Consider the following 16,682-nt stretch of genomic DNA (forward strand, 5'->3'; position numbering starts at 1 on the left):
GCATTGAAGGGGTGAGTGATGGGCCAGGACGTTTTCTTATCGTTGATGAAACAGGCGCTGATGACGGTGCTGATGCTCTCCGCCCCGGCGCTGGGCGTGGCGATTATCGTGGGCTTGAGCGTGGGTCTGTTCCAGGCACTCACACAGATTCAGGATCAGACGTTGCCCCAGGTGGTGAAGCTGGTGGCGGTGCTGCTGACCATCGTATTCCTCGGCCCGGTGCTTGCCGGGCAGGTCGCCGAACTCGGCAGCCAGGTGCTGGATAACTTCCCGATGTGGACGCGCTGACCGCCCATGGATGCCAGCCTGACCGCGCAGTTTCTGGAAGTCGCCTACCCGGTGATCAGCTCGGCTTCGCTCGCCGCCTGCCGCGCCATGGGCGTGGTGGTGATCACCCCGGCGTTCAACCGTTTGGGCCTTACCGGGATGATTCGCGGCTGTGTGGCCGTGGCCATTTCCATTCCGATGTTCTTTCCGGTGTTCGAAGCGCTGACCGCCATGCCCGAACACGGCAGCGTGTTTATTGCCGGGTTGCTGATCAAGGAGTTTTTGATCGGTATTTTGATTGGGCTGCTGTTCGGTATTCCGTTCTGGGCCGCCGAGGTGGCGGGGGAGTTGATCGACCTGCAACGCGGCTCGACCATGGCGCAACTGGTGGACCCGTTGTCGTCCGGGGAGTCCAGCGTGATGGCGACCTTGCTGACGGTGATGCTGATCACACTGTTCTTCATGTCCGGCGGTTTTATCCTGATGGTCGACGGCTATTACCACAGCTACCAGCTATGGCCGGTGACCTCGTTTACTCCGGTATTTGCCAGCTCTGCGCTGCTGGCGGTGCTGTCGATCCTCGACCAGATCATGCGCGTCGGTGTGCTGATGGTGTCGCCGTTGCTGATTGCGTTGCTGATCACTGACCTGATGTTGGCGTACCTGTCGCGGATGGCGCCGAACCTGCATATTTTTGACCTGTCACTGCCGGTGAAGAACCTGTTTTTCAGCATCCTGATGGTGATCTACATCGGCTTTTTGATCCCGTTGATGCTTGATCAATTGGCAGAATTTCGCGGCACCGTCGAGCTGCTCAAAACCCTGGCAGGCATGGAGTAGCCCATGGCCGATACCAGCGAAGAGAAATCCCAGCCGGCCACGGACAAAAAGCTCAAGGACGCGCGCCAGAAAGGCCAGGTCGCCAAGAGCCAGGACCTGGTGTCGGGCATGGTGATTCTGTTCTGCACCCTGTGCATTTCCATCCTCGCGCCGCGGGCCAAGGCCCAGGTCACGGCGCTGATCGACCTCACCGCGCAAATCTATGTCGAACCGTTCGCCACCGTGTGGCCGCGCGTGCTCGACCATGCCGAGCAACTGGTGATAGGCATCACCCTGCCGGTGATGGCGGTGACCACCGGCGTGGTGATTCTGACCAACATCATCACCATGCGCGGCTTTGTGTTCTCGGTGGACCCGATCAAACCCGAGTTCAAACGCATCAACCCGGCGGAGGGCATGAAGAAGATCTTTGCCCTGCGCAACCTGGTGGAGTTCATCAAGGGTTTGATCAAGGTGCATGTGCTGGCGATCGCGTTTTACGTGATTGGCAAACACGCATTGCAGGCACTGATGGAATCGTCGCGCTGTGGTGCCGAATGCATGGAGTCGACGTTTTTTCTGGTGCTCAAGCCGCTGGTGTTCACCGTGCTGTGCGCGTTCATCCTGGTGGGCGCGGTGGACGTGATCATGCAGCGCTGGCTGTTTGGCTGCGACATGAAAATGACCCGCAGTGAAACCAAGCGCGAACGCAAAGACATCGACGGCGACCCGCTGATCAAGAGCGAACGCCGCCGCCAGCGCAATGAAATGCAGGCCCTGGCCACCAAGCTCGGCTTGGGTCGCGCCTCGATGATGATCGGCACCACCGATGGCTGGGTGATTGGCGTGCGCTACGTGCGCGGGGAGACACCGGTGCCGGTGATTGTCTGTCGAGCGTCACCCGAGGAGGCGTTGTTGATGCTCCAGGAAGCCTACGACCTCGGCATTCCCCATGCGCCGGATAAAACGTTGGCGGCAGAAATTGCCCGCCGGACCGTACCCGGCGACCCCGTGCCGGATGCCTCGTTCCAGGCCGTGGCAGATTGGCTCGTCGCCGCACGCTTGATCTGATTCAACCACATTGAAATCGTGGGGCCGGCTGTAAGAGCCACCCCTTTCAAGGTCTTTGGAAATCTGTCTGATAGTGCGAACACTGTCTCTGTGGCGAGCGGGCTTGCCCCGCGTTGGGTTGCGAAGCGACCCTGGAAAGGAAGAATGCGGTGAGTCAGACACTCCTCGGCCGCTGGTTTTGGGGCCGCTGCGCAGCCCAACGCGGGGCAAGCCCGCTCGCCACAAGGTACTTATCGCCTGTTCTGCCTAAAGACCTTGAAAGGGACGGCTGTAAGAGCGGAACCGATTTCAGCCGTTACCTGAACCACGGATAGGCACTCAGCGATGCTGAAACCGAGGAAGCGAAGCAATCCTCAACTTGGGCTCCTGCAACCGCGCCAGATCCGTAGCAATCTGCGCCCGCCAAAAGTGCGCCCCTGCCAACTGCGCATCCACCCAGGCCTGACGCAACAATACCTTGGCCTTGTCCACCGACCCATAATGCCCCTGACGCAACGTCAGCTGCGCCTTGATCCGCAACATCTGCGGCCCAAACCACCGCTCGTGCCGCCCAAGGGCCAATTGCAGCGTGTCTTCCAACATTTCAAGCGCCAGTTTCTCCAGGCCAAGGCGCGCCAAACCCAGCGCATATTCACACCGCAGCATGCTATAGAGCTGGCTGTCACCCTGGCCCTGCAACTGGTGCAGTGCCTCACCCAGTTGCGGTACGCCTTCCTCCGGCGACCCTTCGCGAATCAGCAAAATGCTTTCAAAGCACCGGCGAAACTGCCGCCAGATATGCAGGTCCTGGCCAGTCGTGCTGTCTTGTAGCAGCCCCAGGTAATGGCGAGCTTTGGGCAGGTTCGAGGCCAGTAATGCAAGGGGAATGGCGCCCAGGCACAGGGTGTACCAGAGGGTTGCCGGATGATCGAGTGAGATGGCTTCATCCACGCAGTTGCCGATCAGGCGCAACGCCGGGTCGACGTCGCCCTCCAGCAGCAGGACCTTGGCCTTGAGGCAGCGCGCGGCGATGCGTTGGTCGAAATGCACGTCAATGATGTGCGAGCGGGGCGCCGACGGTGCGCCGAGGGCTTCATCGATATTCTGCCGGGCGCCGGCCAGGTCACCCATATGGAACAAGGCCACGGCGCGCATGCGTTTGCCGAGCAATTGCTGGTTACCGCTGTTGCTCAGGGCAATGTAACGCTCGGCCAGTTCCAGCGCTTCGGTGTATTGGTTGCAGCCGCAGCGGTCGGTCCACAAGCCCCACAACGCGCGCAATTTGTGCTCGGCGTCACCGATGTCGCAGGCGTCTTCGCGCACCTGGCGCCAGGCTTCGCGCATCGGGCCGCCGGTGCCGTAGGTCAGCATCAGCACGCTGGCCAAGGCGGTCTGCAACAGCATGCGCTGCCGCACCGGTAACGGGGTTTCGGCGTCGCTCGCCAGGCCTTTATCGACCCACGTGCGGCACTCACTGACCAGTGACAGGCGCAACCACAACGGTACGCCGCCCAGGGTCAGTTCAATGGCAACGGGCAGATTGCCGGTGGGCGAATAGGCCCACTCCAATGCCGAGCGAATGGTGTTGCTTTCGGGGCCGTAGAGGGCGATCCAGGTTTCCGGGGAGAGGCCGTCGAGGGTATCGCCGGCTTCCTGCAATACACCGAGGGCGTAGTGGGCGTGACGCTGCGCGGTGGAATTGGCCTCACCGTGCTCGTTGAGTTTTTCCAGGGCATAGGCGCGGGTGGTTTCCAGCAGGCGATAGCGCTTGAGCAATTGCGATTCACCGGCGATCAGCAGCGATTTGTCCATCAGGCTTTCGAGCAAGGGCAGGGCGTTGCGCGGGTCGAGGGTGCTGCTGGCGGTCATGGCCTTGACCGCGTCGAGGGTGAAGGAGCCGGTGAACACCGCCAATTGGCGCAGCATCGCCTGCTCATCGTCGCTGAGCATTCCATAGGTCCAGTCCAGTGTGGCACTGAGGGAGCGATGGCGGGCGAGGGCGGTGCGTCGGCCAGTCATTTGCAGACGAAAGCTGCCGTCGAGCAGGCCGACCAGGTCCTGGATGCCAAAGGTGCGCACGCGCGCGGCGGCGATTTCGATGGCCAGCGCGTTACTGTCGAGTTTGCGGCAAATGGCGCAGACCGCCGTCACGTCGGCGTCGTTGAATACGAAGTCGGGATCGAGGGCGCGAACGCGCTCCACAAACAGGCGCACGCCGGACCAGGCCAGGGCTTCGCAGGCACTGAGGCTGGCGTCTTCGTCCGGCACTTGCAGCGGCGCCAGGTCGTGCACGCGTTCGCCGTCGGCGCGCAGCGGTTCACGGCTGGTGGTCAGCACGCAGCAATGCGGTGCGCTGCGCAGCAGGGTTTCCACGGCGTCGGCGGTGGCGGGCAGCACGTGTTCGCAGTTGTCGAGCACCAGCAGCAGGCGGCGCTCGGCCAGGGTGGCGGCAATGCTGTGCAGCGGGTCTTCGCTGATGGCCTGAATGCCCAGGGCGCTGGCGAGCATATGGGCGACCCATTGCCCGCCGGTGGCGGGGGCCATGTCAACGAAGCAGGTGTCGAGGTTGAACTCATTGGCCAGGTGATGCGCCACGGCCATGGCCACAGTGGTCTTGCCGATGCCGCCGGGGCCGGTGATGGTCACGAAGCGCTGGCTGATGACTTGGCCGGCAAGTTGGGCGATCAACGGGTCACGGCCGATCACTTCGCCGGCAGGCGCCGGAAGGCTCGGTTCTTCAAGCTTCGCAATGGGCAGCGGCACGCTCTCTTCGCCCACGGCCTGCACGGTGATTGGCGCCACAAAGCGGTAACCCCGACCCGGCACGGTGACGATGTAGCTGAAGTTGCCATCGTCGCCCAGGGCCCGGCGCAGGGCGACGATCTGCGCCCGCAGGTTGCATTCCTCCACGACCACTTTGGGCCAGGCAAAGGAAATCAGTTCGGCTTTCTCCAGCAACTCGCCGGCACGGCTGACCAGGGCGATCAGCAGGTAGAGGGCGCGGCTCCCCAGGGTGACGGGCTCGCCATTGCGCAGCAACACGTGCTGGCGTGCCAGTAACAAAAAGGGGCCGAAAGCGATAGCGCTCTCGGCCAAGGCCAGGGTTGAATGGTCTGCGTCCATGGAGGACACAGCATGGTGCTTGCTTGAGCTCATCAGTTCGTCCTTTTTATAGTCGGGCTTGTTATTGGCAATCACGCCATTCGCCCTTTTGGGTGCAGATGTGCAGCAGCAGTCTTGGAAAGTTGATGTCGATCAAAGTGTCGAAGAGCCTGCCCTTCTTTGGGGCATGTCGTTTTTATTGGGGTAACGCGCATCAGGTTTCAGTGGATGAGACTGTCTCAAACCTGAAACATTTTATTACTAGAAACATGGATAAAGCAGAATGTATGCCAGTTGGCATGTAACGAACTTGATAACAACCGCATGAAATTCATGGTGATTTTTGTGGTCCTGGGAGGCCAGAACAGGTAGTCGTTCGGAAAGGCGAATATTTCCAATTGTGTCGTTCGGGATGCCGAATAAAACGGCGGTGATTTGGCGTGGTTTTATTGGCTGGGGGACGGACTGTAACCCCGCACCAGCCTGATGCACGTGCATGACGTTCTGTCGTGTTTGCGACACAAACCGGATACATGCCCGGCGTTTAACGCTGTGGCGGTTGCATTGGACGTGTTGGCCGAACTGGGTTGGGTTGGGTTGGGTGAGTTTTTGGTGGCGAGCGGGCTTGCCCCGCGTTGGGCTGCGAAGCGGCCCCAGGCATTTTCAGGAAACTGAGGTGACTGGAGTGGGAGCGCTGCGCACTCCAACGCGGGGCAAGCCCGCTCGCCACAACAAGCCCGTTCACCACAGCAAGCCCGCTCGCCACAGCAGGCCTGATCACCACAGGGGGAGATGTGCTCCCAGGTGAACATGAAAATATTGACAGCCAGGCAATAGGCCACTGAAAAAAATTTCGTCTGCCCGTACTCTAGTGGCCTTCGTTATTTGCGTGGATTGTTCATGTCTTCTGTTGCCGATGGGTTGCCCTCCAATAAACGCTGGCCTGCGGTGATCGCCCTGTCTTTGGGGATCGGCATGGCCACGCTGGACACGGCCATCGTCAACACGGCGTTGCCGACCCTGGCCGAAGGCATTGGCACCGATTCGGCCTCGGTGATTTGGGTGGTCAACGCCTATCAGTTGGCGATTATCGCCACGGTGCTGCCGTTTGCTTCTTTGAGTGACGTGCTGGGGCACCGTCGGGTGTACCTCGGTGGGTTGCTGCTGTTTATTGTCTCGTCGCTGCTCTGTGGGCTGGCCGGGTCGCTGTTGACCTTGACGGCCGCGCGCGTCGCTCAAGGGCTTGGCGCGGCGGCACTGATGAGCGTCAACACGGCGTTGCTGCGGCATATCTACCCCTCGAAAATGCTTGGGCGGGGGCTTGGCTATAACTCGCTGGTGGTGGGGTTGGCGTTTACGCTCGGGCCGACCGCCGCGTCGGCGATCCTGTCGGTTGCGACCTGGCATTGGCTGTACCTGATCAATGTGCCGCTGGGGCTGTTGGCGCTGGGCCTGGGCGTGCGTGCGTTGCCAATACTGCCAATAACCGGGCATGCCTTCGACCGTCTCTCGGCTGTGTTGTGTGCCGGGTTGTTTGCCGCGCTGGTGTTGGGCCTGGGCACGGCAGTGCATGGTGCGCAAGGTGCGCTGACCCTCGGGTTGATCGCCGCTGCGCTGGTTTGCGGCGCTCTGTTGTTGCGCCGCGAGGCCGGGCACCCGGCGCCGATGCTCGCCGTGGACCTGTTCAAGCGCCCGGTGTTTGCGCTGTCTTCCCTCACCGCTATCTGCGCCTTCAGTGCTCAAGGGCTGGCGTTTGTGTCGTTGCCGTTCCTGTTGCAGGCAGTGCTGGGGCACAGCCAAGTGGAAACCGGTTTTCTGATGACGCCGTGGCCGGCAGTTGTTGCGGTCATGGCGCTGGTGGCCGGGCGCCTGGCGGATCGGCTGTCGCTGGGCATGTTGTGCGGCATCGGGCTGTTGATGCTCAGCATTGGCATGGCCGCGCTGGCGAGCCTGGGCAATGACGCCTCGGCCTTTGATATCGGCTGGCGCATGGCGCTGTGTGGCGCCGGTTTCGGTTTTTTCCAGTCGCCCAACCTCAAAGCCATCATGACCAGTGCACCGTTGGCCCGCAGTGGCGGCGCCAGCGGCATCGTGGCGATTTCGCGCCTGCTGGGGCAGACGCTGGGGGCGTCGTTGGTGGCGTTCTGTTTCCACCTGTCGTTGGGCAGCGGCCCGGAGTACGCGCTGTGGCTGGGTTGCGGGTTCGCGCTGGTGGGCGCCGTGGCCAGTGTGTTGCGTCTGTTGCCCTACGGCAAAAAGGCGTGATTGATCGGTGTAAAACCTTGCTCGGGAAGGTTTCCAACTGATGGACATCAGGTCGCGTGTGCCCCATCAAGAAAACCTCGCAGGCGGGGTCGCTTAAACGCTTTTAAGGCTTTCCAGCCAGGCGGGGTCGAGCCGGGTTTGCTCGGTGTCGATCCCCAATGCCTGCATCTTCGTCTGGTGCGCCTCGATTTCGCCGACCAGTTGCGCCTGGGCACTGGAATTGGCGTCCAGCGCATGCATTTGCGTCAATCCCAAATGGTAAAAACGCAGCACCTTGATGGCGGTCGGGTCGTTGGCCTGTACCCGTTCGGTGACCTTGTGCATCACATTCGTCACGCTCATCAGGCTGCGCTTGAGCTGCCAGCCATACACCGCCGGCGCGAACCACGGCTGCGTCCAGAACGGGCCACGCACCAGGGCGAGCGTGATCAACACCCCGGCAAACACGCCGCCGACATTAAAGCGAAAATTGTCACCGCCGGGCTCACCGAACAGCAGCACCGCCAGGCTCGACAGCAGCATGGCCAGGGCGATAAACAGTGCGGCGACGATGAGGGTGCTGCGGCGGGTCTGCTGGCGAAAGGTGACGGGGTCACAGGGTTTGAGCTCGAACATCCGGGTCTGGTCTCAGCGTGGGGCGGGGTGGCATCTTCGCATGCTTGTGGCAATCAAGTTGAACGATGGCTCACGGCGGTTTCTCTAAATCTGTGTAGACCCATTGAGGTGAACCATCATGAGTGAATACAAGCAGCCGCCGCCCGGCACCCCGAATCCTGACCGTACACCCGGTGAAGAGGAGCGCGACAACGATGCGTTGCGCCCCAACGACCCGGCAGAGCGTCATGACGATGATGTGGAACGAGTCGAAGAAGACCTGGAAAACCTGCACGACAAAGCCCGCCCTTTGTAACCGAGGAGATCGCCGTGAGTAATCCACCAGAAGGCCCGCGTTCAGGCGAGCATGGCAGCGGGAAGGATGAGCTGGGCTTCGACCCGGATTCACCGGATGTGGCCGACCCGCAGGTCGACCCCATCGGCGCTGCTATCGCGCCGCTGGACAAGGATAAGGATAAGAAAGAAAAAAAGCCGCCCTACGATCCGTTGGGCGACTTAAAGAAATGATCTGAGCCCCGCCCATGTGCGGGGCTTTGTTTATTTGGGTGCAATCCAGGTGACGTCGGTAATACCGAACTTCTCCGCCCAGGGCCGGGTGGTTTTCTTCACTTGTTCGTGACCCACGCGGCCGATACGGCTGACGTGCGCAATGTCGGCGTCAACGGCCGCCCAGTGCCAGGCCTCGGCGTTGTTCATCACTTCGGCGCGCACCACGAATGTTTTTGGTTGACCGTGCAGCTGATAGTTAATGGTGTAGATTTTTGCGGTACTCATATTGCCTCCCTGTCTTGTTATAGATGGATAGGTTGGCGCTTAAAAAGGTTCATTCCAAAAATGACAAATCCCCGGCGAGCGCGGCATAGTCACGTTCTCGCCACGCGCCCAAGGCCACGGCCCACGAACCGTCTCGGCTGACCTTCTACGAAGGTACGTACACCTTGTGGGCCCAGGTGAACGGCATACTTTGAACGGTGCCAGCTACGCGACTCACTGGTTGGACCGGCCGAGTGACAAGCGTGTCATCGAGAGTGCCGACGAGTTGCTGACCTTGCTGCAAGCTACGTTTGGCATTTGCGTGCCGATGCATCCGTGGCTTCGCGAGACGCTGGATGGCTTAATCGTGGCTAATGTTCAGGAGCGTTGAGTCAGAAGCTTTGGCAAGTTTTTTCCAGGGCGATGCAGAGTGGTTCGAATCTTTTGCGCACGATAGGCCGCTGTGGCGAGCGGGCTTGCCCCGCGTTGGGCTGCGTAGCGGCCCCAAAAAGAGCGGGAGCGCTGCGCACTCCAACGCGGGGCAAGCCCGCTCGCCACAACAGCCCGCTCGCCACAGGAAGCACCGCTTGCCACAGGAAGTACCGCTCATCACAGCAGGCCCGCTCACAGCTCGTGCATTGTTTTTCAGCTCAAGGCTGCCAGTTGTGCAACGGTTTCCGGAAACTGCGCCACCAGCCGGATCAAGGTGACGGCCTGGGCATTGGGTTTGGCGCGGCCTTGCTCCCAATTCTCCAGGGTGCGTGTATTGGTGCGCAGGTACATGGCGAACACCGACCGCGAGAGGTTGAGTTGTTGGCGCACCGCGACGACTTCCTCGGCGGTGAGCGGCTCCAGTTTGTTGAGATGAACTTTGTGGGTCCGCAGGGTGATTTTTCCCTGGCGTGCGTCCGCCAGGGCGTCGAAGCCTTCGACCAGCTCGGAAAAGATTTCACGTTTCATGATGTGTTCTCGCTTTGATTTCCCTGTCCAGCATGTGTTTAAGCGCTTTTTTGTGGTGTGGCGCCAGGTCGTCCTGTTCATGCTTGCCGTACAGGGTGAATAACCAGAACTGCGTGCCTCCTGACCACCAGTAGTAAATGACCCGCAGGCCACCGCGCTTGCCTTTGTTTCGTCGTTCATCAACGAAGCGAACCTTTCGCAGCCCGCCTGTTCCTTCGATCACGTCGCCAGCTTCCGGGTTTTTCATCAGCTCCTGCTGAAAACCGTGGAAAAGCTCGTCGCTCAGATAGTCCTTGCGATGCCGCTCGAAGGCCGGCAGTTCGATAAATAGAGCATCCATGTTCTGTACGTAGCCTGCGTATATTTTGTGGGCCCACGCACCTGAGGTCAAGTGACCGTGTTGTGGGAACTTTCCTAAAACACAAACACCATACGGCGGCCTTTATCGGGTGGATGCCAGATAAGGAGTCAGACCGAGGAGGAAATTTCCGTGAGTCGGGGAGGGTAAAAGCAGCGGCCGCTTAAACGCAAAACGGCGCCCGAGGGCGCCGTTGTGTTTACTACGTTTTGCTAAGCGATCAAACGCCCAACACCGCGTGCTGCACCAGGGTGAGCAACGGTTGTGGGTACACACCCAGGAAGAACGCGAGCAGGGCGATGGCCAGCAGCATTACGCCGCCAGCTTTCTGTTCCCAGTGCAACTCGGCATCCACACGGCGCAGGTTTGGCTCGATCAGGTACAGGGTCACCATCACGCGCAGGTAGTAGAACACGCCAATCGCGCTACCCAGCACCAGGGACGCAACCAGCCACCATTCGTGGGCTTCAACACCTGTAGCGACGATGTAGAACTTGCCGATAAAGCCCGCCGTCAGCGGAATGCCTGCCAGGGACAGCATCATCACGGTGAGTACGGCGGTCAGGTACGGACGGCGCCAGAACAGGCCGCGGTACTCGTACAGGGCATCGGCGTCACGGCCTTTGAACGGCGAGGACATCAGCGTGATCACGCCAAACGCGCCAAGGCTGGTGATCACGTAGGTGACCAGGTACACGCCCATGGCTTCCACGGCCAGGCCTTTGCTCGCCACCAGGGCGATCAGCAGGTAGCCGAAGTGAGCGATGGAGGAATAACCGAGCAGACGCTTGAGGTTGTTCTGGGTCAGGGCCAGCAGGTTACCGAACAGGATCGACGCAATCGCGATCACCGTCAGCACGTCGCTCAGCACGCCGGTGTTGGCGGCAGGCGAGATCTGGAACAGACGCACCATTACCGCAAACACAGCCACTTTCGACGCGGTCGCCAGGAACGCGGCGACTGGCGCCGGAGCGCCTTCGTACACGTCAGGGGTCCACAAGTGGAACGGCACCAGCGAGAGCTTGAACGCCAGGCCGATCAGCATCATGGCCAGGCCCAGTTGGGCGATGGGCGCAGGCATGCCGGTAGCCGCCAGGGCGTGACCGATACCGGTGAAGCTCAGGCTGCCGGCTTCTGCGTAGAGCAGGGCCATACCAAACAACAGGAACGCGGAACCGGCAGCCGACAGCACCATGTACTTGATGCCGGCTTCCAGCGAGCGCTTGTTGAAGAAGGCGTAAGCCACCAGGCCGTAGGTCGGGATCGACAGCAGTTCCAGGCCGATAAACAATCCGGCCAGGTGCTGTGCGCTGACCAGCACGATGCCGCCGGCCGCAGCCAGCAGAATCAGCAGGTACAGCTCTTCCTTGTTGCCCGGGTAGCCGGTGCCGCCTTCGCCGAGGTAGGCGTGGGCGAGGGTGACGCAGGCCAGTGTCGCCACGAGGATCAACGCGATGTACAGCAGCGCGAAGTCATCGATCATCATCAATGGCGTCACCGCCAGTGGCGCGACCTTGAGGGCCGGAATGATCGACAGCAGGGCCAGGTTCAAACCGGCACACGACAGCAGGAACGTTTGTGAGTGATTGCGGCGCCAGGCGATTGCCAGCATCACCGCCACAACGGTGAGGCTGGTAATCAGCAGCGGCGCAAGCGCGATAAAGTGTTGGATCGTGAATTCCATAGCGCTCTTACCGGGCCGAAGCGAGTTGAGAGAAGGCGGTGCCGAACCACTGCTGCACGCCATGCATCGTCGCGGCAGAAGTGTCCAGGAACGGTTGCGGGTACACGCCGATGTAAATCAGCAGTACCGCAAGGCCGAGCACCATGATCAGTTCGCGAGCATCCATCCCTTGCAGGACGGTGTCGGACTTGGCCGGGCCGAAGTAGGCGCGGTGGATCATGATCAGCGAGTAAACCGAACCAAACACCAGGCCGGAGGTAGCAATGGCGCTGATCCACGGTGTTTGCACGAAGGCACCCATCAGGATCAGGAACTCGCCAATGAAGTTACCGGTGCCCGGCAAGCCCAGGGATGCGGCGGCGAAGAACAGGCTGATCGCCGGCAGGTACGCGATGCGCGACCACACGCCACCCATTTCACGCATGTCACGGGTGTGCAGACGCTCGTACAACTGACCACTCAGGATAAACAGGGCCGCAGCCGAAACACCGTGGGCCAACATCTGGATCACGGCGCCTTGCAACGCCAGCTGGCTGCCGGAGTAGATACCGATCAGTACGAAACCCATGTGGGAAACGGACGAGAAGGCGATCAGACGCTTGATGTCGGTTTGCGCGAACGCCAGGAACGCACCGTAGAAGATCCCGATCAGACCCAGGGTCATGGCGATCGGCGCGAACTCGGCCGAGGCGTTCGGGAACAGCGGCAGGGCGAAACGCAACAAACCATACGCAGCGGTCTTCAACAGGATACCGGCCAAGTCGACCGAACCTGCTGTTGGCGCCTGGGCGTGAGCATCCGGCAGCCAGGAGTGGAACGGTACGACTGGCAGCTTCACCGCGAAGGCGATGAAGAAACCGAGCATCAGGATGTACTCAGTGGTGAGCGACATCTTGGTTTTCAGCAGGTCGGCGTAGTTGAACGTGATCACGCCGGTGCTGTTGAAGTTGACCAGTACCAGGCCGACGATCGCCACCAACATGATCAGGCCGGAAGCCTGGGTGAAGATGAAGAACTTGGTCGCCGCGTAGATCCGGGTTTTCTTGCCGTCCGAAGAACTGTGACCCCAGAGCGCGATGAGGAAGTACATCGGCACCAGCATCATTTCCCAGAAGAAGAAGAACATGAACAGGTCCAGCGCAAGGAACACGCCGACTACGCCGCCCAAAATCCACATCAGGTTCAGGTGGAAGAAGCCCACGTGACGCTGAATTTCTTTCCAGGAGCAGAGTACCGAGAGGATACCCAGCAGGCCGGTGAGCAGGATCATCAACAGCGACAGGCCGTCGAGGGCCAGGTGCACGTTGATGCCGAAGCGCTCGATCCACACGTGCTTGAATTCAAGCGCGAAGGTGGGATCGGCACCCGGTGCCGGCGCGAATGAATAGTCACCATGGGCCCACAGCCAGAGGCCGAGTGCGAGTTCCAGGGACATGGTCAGCAACGCAATCCAGCGGGGCAGGGTGGCGCCGAAGCGTTCACCCATCCAGCAGAGCAGGCCGCCGATAAAGGGGATCAGGATTAGCCAGGGCAGAATCATGACGGGCTCGTTTCCTTTCGCAAGTTCGCAAAGTTCATATCAGACTGCTACCACTACGATGGCGCCGATCACCAGCACGGCACCCACGGCCATGGAAGCTGCATACCAGCGCAATTGGCCGGTCTCGCTGCGGCTCAAGGCGGTGTGACCGGCCTTGGCGGCACGCGGGATCAAACCGATGGTCTGGTCGAGCGGGTCTTTGCGCAGTACATGGCTGATGGCAAGGTAGGGTTTGACGAACAGTTTGTCGTAGATCCAGTCGAAGCCCCAGGCAGCGAACCACCAGGCCGAAAGGAAACGGCCGATGCCGCTGTTGGCAACACCCGTAACGAAGCGACGTTTGCCGAGGAACAGCAGCGCTGCCAGCAGGATCCCGGCCAGGGCAATGGCACCCGAGGCGATTTCCAGGCTGTGCTTGTCTGCGCCACCGGCGTGACCGACGCTCTCCGGCAGCACGCCAGCCAGTGGTGGAGTGATCATGGCGCCAATGAAGGTCGACAGGATGATCAGCACCGACAATGGCAACCAGTGCGAGATGCCATGGCCTGCGTGCGCTTCGGTCTTGGCTTCACCGTGGAACGTGATGAAGATCAAACGGAAGGTGTACAGCGAGGTCATGAACGCGCCCACCAGCCCTGCGTAGAGCAGGTTCTGGTTACCGCTGGCAAAAGCTTCCCAGAGGATTTCGTCCTTGGAGTAGAAACCTGCGGTCACCAACGGCAAGGCTGCCAGCGCGGCACCACCGACGATGAAGCTGGCGTAGGCCAGCGGCAGTTTTTTCCACAGGCCGCCCATCTTGAAGATGTTCTGCTCGTGGTGGCAGGCAACGATCACCGCACCGGACGCGAGGAACAGCAGGGCCTTGAAGAAGGCGTGGGTCATCAGGTGGAAGATCGCCGCGTCCCAGGCGCCAACGCCCAGGGCCAGGAACATGTAGCCGATCTGGCTCATGGTCGAGTAGGCGAGGATCCGCTTGATGTCGGTCTGTACCAGCGCAGCAAAACCGGCCAGCACCAGGGTCACGCCACCGACGATGCCTACAAGGTGCAGGATGTCCGGTGCCAGGGTGAACAGGCCGTGGGTCCGTGCGATCAGGTAGACACCGGCCGTTACCATGGTTGCCGCGTGAATCAGTGCGGAAACCGGGGTAGGGCCGGCCATCGCATCCGCCAGCCAGGTTTGCAGTGGCAGTTGCGCCGATTTACCGACAGCGCCGCCCAGCAGCATCAGGGTGGCCAGGGTGATCCAGAAGTCGCCGACCTGGAATTTCTGCGGTGCCAGCACCAGCAGTTCCTGGATGTTCAGCGTGCCCACCTGTTGAAACAGGATGAACAGGCCGATGGCCATGAACACGTCGCCGATGCGGGTGACGATAAAGGCCTTGAGTGCCGCGTTACCGTTGTTGCGGTTGCTGTAGTAGAAACCGATCAACAGGTACGAGCACAGGCCCACGCCTTCCCAGCCGAAGTACAGGAACAACAGGTTATCGCCGAGCACCAGAAACAGCATGCTTGCGATAAACAGGTTGGTGTAGGCGAAGAAGCGCGAGTAACCGGCCTCACCGCGCATGTACCAGGACGCGAACAGGTGGATCAGGAAGCCCACACCGACGACCACGCCAAGCATGGTGATCGACAGGCCGTCGACGTAGAGGGCGAAGTTGGGCTTGAAGCCCTCCACCGACATCCACTGCCACAGCACCAGGGTGTAGTGGCCGCCTTCCGGTGGCGCCACGTTGAATTGCCAGATGACATAGGCGGCAACAATCGCCGACAGGCCAATCGAGCCGACGCCGATCAGCGCCGAGAGGTTTTCCGAGAAGCGGCCGCGAGAGAACGACAGCAGCAGGAAACCGATCAGGGGAAATACGAAAGTCAGAAAGATCATGTTCATCCGCGCATCTCACTGGCAGCGTCGATATCAAGCGTGTGGAAGCGACGATACAGTTGCAGCAGGATCGCCAGGCCAATACTGGCCTCGGCGGCTGCCAGGCTGATCACCAGGATGAACATGACTTGTCCATCCGGCTGGCCCCAACGTGCACCCGCCACAATGAACGCCAATGCCGCGGCGTTCATCATGATTTCCAGGCTCATCAACACGAACAAAATGTTACGGCGAACCATCAGGCCGACCAGGCCAAGGCAGAACAGGATGCCGGCAACCGCCAGACCATGCTCCAAAGGGATAGCAGGCATCGTCATTGCTCCTTGGCTTCGTTGCGGCCCAAGTGGAAGGCGGTGATGGCTGCAGCGAGCAGCAGCATCGAAGCCAGTTCGACCACCAGCAGGTACGGGCCGAACAGGCTGATGCCCACGGCCTTCGCGTCTACGGTGGTGTGGCCGATGGCCTGGCCGCTCTGGTGAGCGAACAGCACATACAGCAGTTCACCCAGCAGCAGGGCTGCCAGGATTACCGGGCCGAGCCAGATGCCGGGTTTGAGCCAGACGCGTTCCTGGGCGACCGAAGCCGGCCCGAGGTTGAGCATCATCACCACAAACACGAACAGCACCATGATGGCGCCGGCGTAGGCGATCACTTCCAGCACACCGGCGAACGGTGCGCCGAGAGCGAAAAAGGTCATGGCCACGGCGATCAACGAAATGATCAGGTAGAGCAGGGCGTGCACAGGATTGGTGTTGGTGATCACGCGAAGCGTGGACACTACTGCAATACCGGACGCGAAATAGAAAGCGAATTCCATCTTTCTTCCTTAAGGCAGCAAGCTCTTCACGTTGATCGGCTCGGCTTCGTTTTGTGCGGCGCCTTTGGGCTTACCGGCAACGGCCATACCTGCAACACGATAGAAGTTGTAATCAGGGTTTTTACCGGGACCAGAGATCAAAAGATCTTCTTTCTCGTACACCAGGTCCTGACGTTTGAACTCGGCCATCTCGAAATCCGGTGTCAGCTGGATTGCGGTGGTCGGGCAAGCTTCCTCGCAGAGGCCGCAGAAAATGCAGCGCGAGAAGTTGATGCGGAAGAAGTCCGGGTACCAGCGACCGTCTTCGGTTTCAGCTTTCTGCAGGGAGATGCAACCCACCGGGCACGCCACGGCGCAGAGGTTGCAGGCTACGCAACGCTCTTCGCCATCGGGGTCGCGAGTCAGTACGATGCGGCCGCGATAGCGCGGCGGCAGGTACACCGCTTCTTCCGGGTATTGCAGGGTGTCGCGTTTGCGAAAGCCGTGACCGAACACCATCACCAGGCTTCGCAACTGGGTACCGGTACCCTTAACGATGTCGCCAATATATTTGAACATGGGTCAA

At 60.5% G+C, this 16,682-nt stretch carries 17 protein-coding genes; 6 read left to right on the forward strand and 11 right to left on the reverse strand.

What is annotated here, in order from left to right:
- Window positions 1–18: 18 nt before the first annotated feature.
- From sctS to Q7C20_RS08295, 3 genes are read left to right on the forward strand one after another with little or no spacing between them, the layout of a single operon-like run.
- Window positions 19–288 carry a type III secretion system export apparatus subunit SctS gene (gene sctS / locus Q7C20_RS08285; RefSeq protein WP_078743366.1) on the forward strand — a complete coding sequence of 90 codons (270 nt, stop codon included), beginning with the start codon at window positions 19–21 and terminating at the stop codon, window positions 286–288.
- 6 nt (window positions 289–294) lie between these two features.
- Window positions 295–1,107, forward strand: a complete 813-nt coding sequence (gene sctT / locus Q7C20_RS08290; protein WP_375066710.1) for a type III secretion system export apparatus subunit SctT — start codon at window positions 295–297, stop codon at window positions 1,105–1,107.
- Window positions 1,108–1,110: 3 nt separating this feature from the next.
- Complete coding sequence (locus Q7C20_RS08295) at window positions 1,111–2,157, forward strand: EscU/YscU/HrcU family type III secretion system export apparatus switch protein (RefSeq protein ID WP_375066711.1); 1,047 nt, start codon at window positions 1,111–1,113, stop codon at window positions 2,155–2,157.
- A 318-nt stretch (window positions 2,158–2,475) separates the two neighbouring features.
- On the opposite strand, the gene Q7C20_RS08300 is transcribed toward Q7C20_RS08295, so the two are convergent.
- Entirely contained in the window at window positions 2,476–5,292 is a 2,817-nt protein-coding gene (locus Q7C20_RS08300) for a winged helix-turn-helix domain-containing protein (RefSeq protein ID WP_375066712.1), read from the reverse strand.
- An 846-nt stretch (window positions 5,293–6,138) separates the two neighbouring features.
- On the opposite strand from Q7C20_RS08300, the gene Q7C20_RS08305 reads away from it, so the two are divergent.
- Window positions 6,139–7,503, forward strand: a complete 1,365-nt coding sequence (locus Q7C20_RS08305; RefSeq protein WP_375066713.1) for an MFS transporter — start codon at window positions 6,139–6,141, stop codon at window positions 7,501–7,503.
- A 93-nt stretch (window positions 7,504–7,596) separates the two neighbouring features.
- On the opposite strand, the gene Q7C20_RS08310 is transcribed toward Q7C20_RS08305, so the two are convergent.
- Window positions 7,597–8,118 carry a DUF3087 domain-containing protein gene (locus tag Q7C20_RS08310; RefSeq protein WP_375066714.1) on the reverse strand — a complete coding sequence of 174 codons (522 nt, stop codon included), beginning with the start codon at window positions 8,116–8,118 and terminating at the stop codon, window positions 7,597–7,599.
- 118 nt (window positions 8,119–8,236) lie between these two features.
- On the opposite strand from Q7C20_RS08310, the gene Q7C20_RS08315 reads away from it, so the two are divergent.
- Both Q7C20_RS08315 and Q7C20_RS08320 read left to right on the forward strand, forming a co-directional pair.
- The gene (locus Q7C20_RS08315) at window positions 8,237–8,413 is read left to right on the forward strand and encodes a hypothetical protein (RefSeq protein ID WP_348058452.1); all 177 of its coding nucleotides are present in this window, start codon (window positions 8,237–8,239) and stop codon (window positions 8,411–8,413) included.
- 14 nt (window positions 8,414–8,427) lie between these two features.
- Window positions 8,428–8,625, forward strand: coding sequence for a DUF6021 family protein (locus tag Q7C20_RS08320; RefSeq protein ID WP_375066715.1), 198 nt, complete (start codon window positions 8,428–8,430; stop codon window positions 8,623–8,625).
- A 30-nt stretch (window positions 8,626–8,655) separates the two neighbouring features.
- On the opposite strand, the gene Q7C20_RS08325 is transcribed toward Q7C20_RS08320, so the two are convergent.
- The 9 genes from Q7C20_RS08325 to nuoI form a co-directional block, all read right to left on the reverse strand.
- Window positions 8,656–8,892 carry a DUF6555 family protein gene (locus tag Q7C20_RS08325; RefSeq protein WP_078743344.1) on the reverse strand — a complete coding sequence of 79 codons (237 nt, stop codon included), beginning with the start codon at window positions 8,890–8,892 and terminating at the stop codon, window positions 8,656–8,658.
- Window positions 8,893–9,516: 624 nt separating this feature from the next.
- A complete protein-coding gene (locus tag Q7C20_RS08330) occupies window positions 9,517–9,831 on the reverse strand; it encodes a helix-turn-helix domain-containing protein (RefSeq protein ID WP_375066716.1) in 315 nt (104 codons plus the stop codon).
- Window positions 9,821–10,171 (reverse strand): toxin, encoded by a 351-nt coding sequence (locus Q7C20_RS08335; RefSeq protein ID WP_122719565.1) that lies wholly within the window; start codon window positions 10,169–10,171, stop codon window positions 9,821–9,823. The genes Q7C20_RS08330 and Q7C20_RS08335 overlap by 11 nt, the downstream gene beginning before the upstream one ends.
- Window positions 10,172–10,409: 238 nt before the next feature.
- Complete coding sequence (gene nuoN, locus Q7C20_RS08340; protein WP_348058460.1) at window positions 10,410–11,873, reverse strand: NADH-quinone oxidoreductase subunit NuoN; 1,464 nt, start codon at window positions 11,871–11,873, stop codon at window positions 10,410–10,412.
- Between the two features lie 7 nt (window positions 11,874–11,880).
- Window positions 11,881–13,413 (reverse strand): NADH-quinone oxidoreductase subunit M, encoded by a 1,533-nt coding sequence (gene nuoM, locus Q7C20_RS08345; RefSeq protein WP_375066717.1) that lies wholly within the window; start codon window positions 13,411–13,413, stop codon window positions 11,881–11,883.
- Window positions 13,414–13,452: 39 nt separating this feature from the next.
- Complete coding sequence (nuoL, locus tag Q7C20_RS08350) at window positions 13,453–15,306, reverse strand: NADH-quinone oxidoreductase subunit L (protein ID WP_375066718.1); 1,854 nt, start codon at window positions 15,304–15,306, stop codon at window positions 13,453–13,455.
- The gene (nuoK, locus tag Q7C20_RS08355; RefSeq protein ID WP_003174727.1) at window positions 15,303–15,611 is read right to left on the reverse strand and encodes an NADH-quinone oxidoreductase subunit NuoK; all 309 of its coding nucleotides are present in this window, start codon (window positions 15,609–15,611) and stop codon (window positions 15,303–15,305) included. The genes nuoL and nuoK overlap by 4 nt, the downstream gene beginning before the upstream one ends.
- Window positions 15,612–15,613: 2 nt before the next feature.
- Window positions 15,614–16,117: an NADH-quinone oxidoreductase subunit J gene (nuoJ, locus tag Q7C20_RS08360; RefSeq protein WP_016974946.1), complete on the reverse strand. Its 504-nt coding sequence runs from the start codon at window positions 16,115–16,117 to the stop codon at window positions 15,614–15,616.
- A 9-nt stretch (window positions 16,118–16,126) separates the two neighbouring features.
- Complete coding sequence (gene nuoI, locus Q7C20_RS08365; protein WP_003174725.1) at window positions 16,127–16,675, reverse strand: NADH-quinone oxidoreductase subunit NuoI; 549 nt, start codon at window positions 16,673–16,675, stop codon at window positions 16,127–16,129.
- Between the last annotated feature and the right edge of the window lie 7 nt (window positions 16,676–16,682).

Origin of the sequence: Pseudomonas sp. AMR01, assembly GCF_041946035.1 — a bacterium.
Taxonomy (GTDB): Bacteria; Pseudomonadota; Gammaproteobacteria; order Pseudomonadales; family Pseudomonadaceae; genus Aquipseudomonas; species Aquipseudomonas antarctica_B.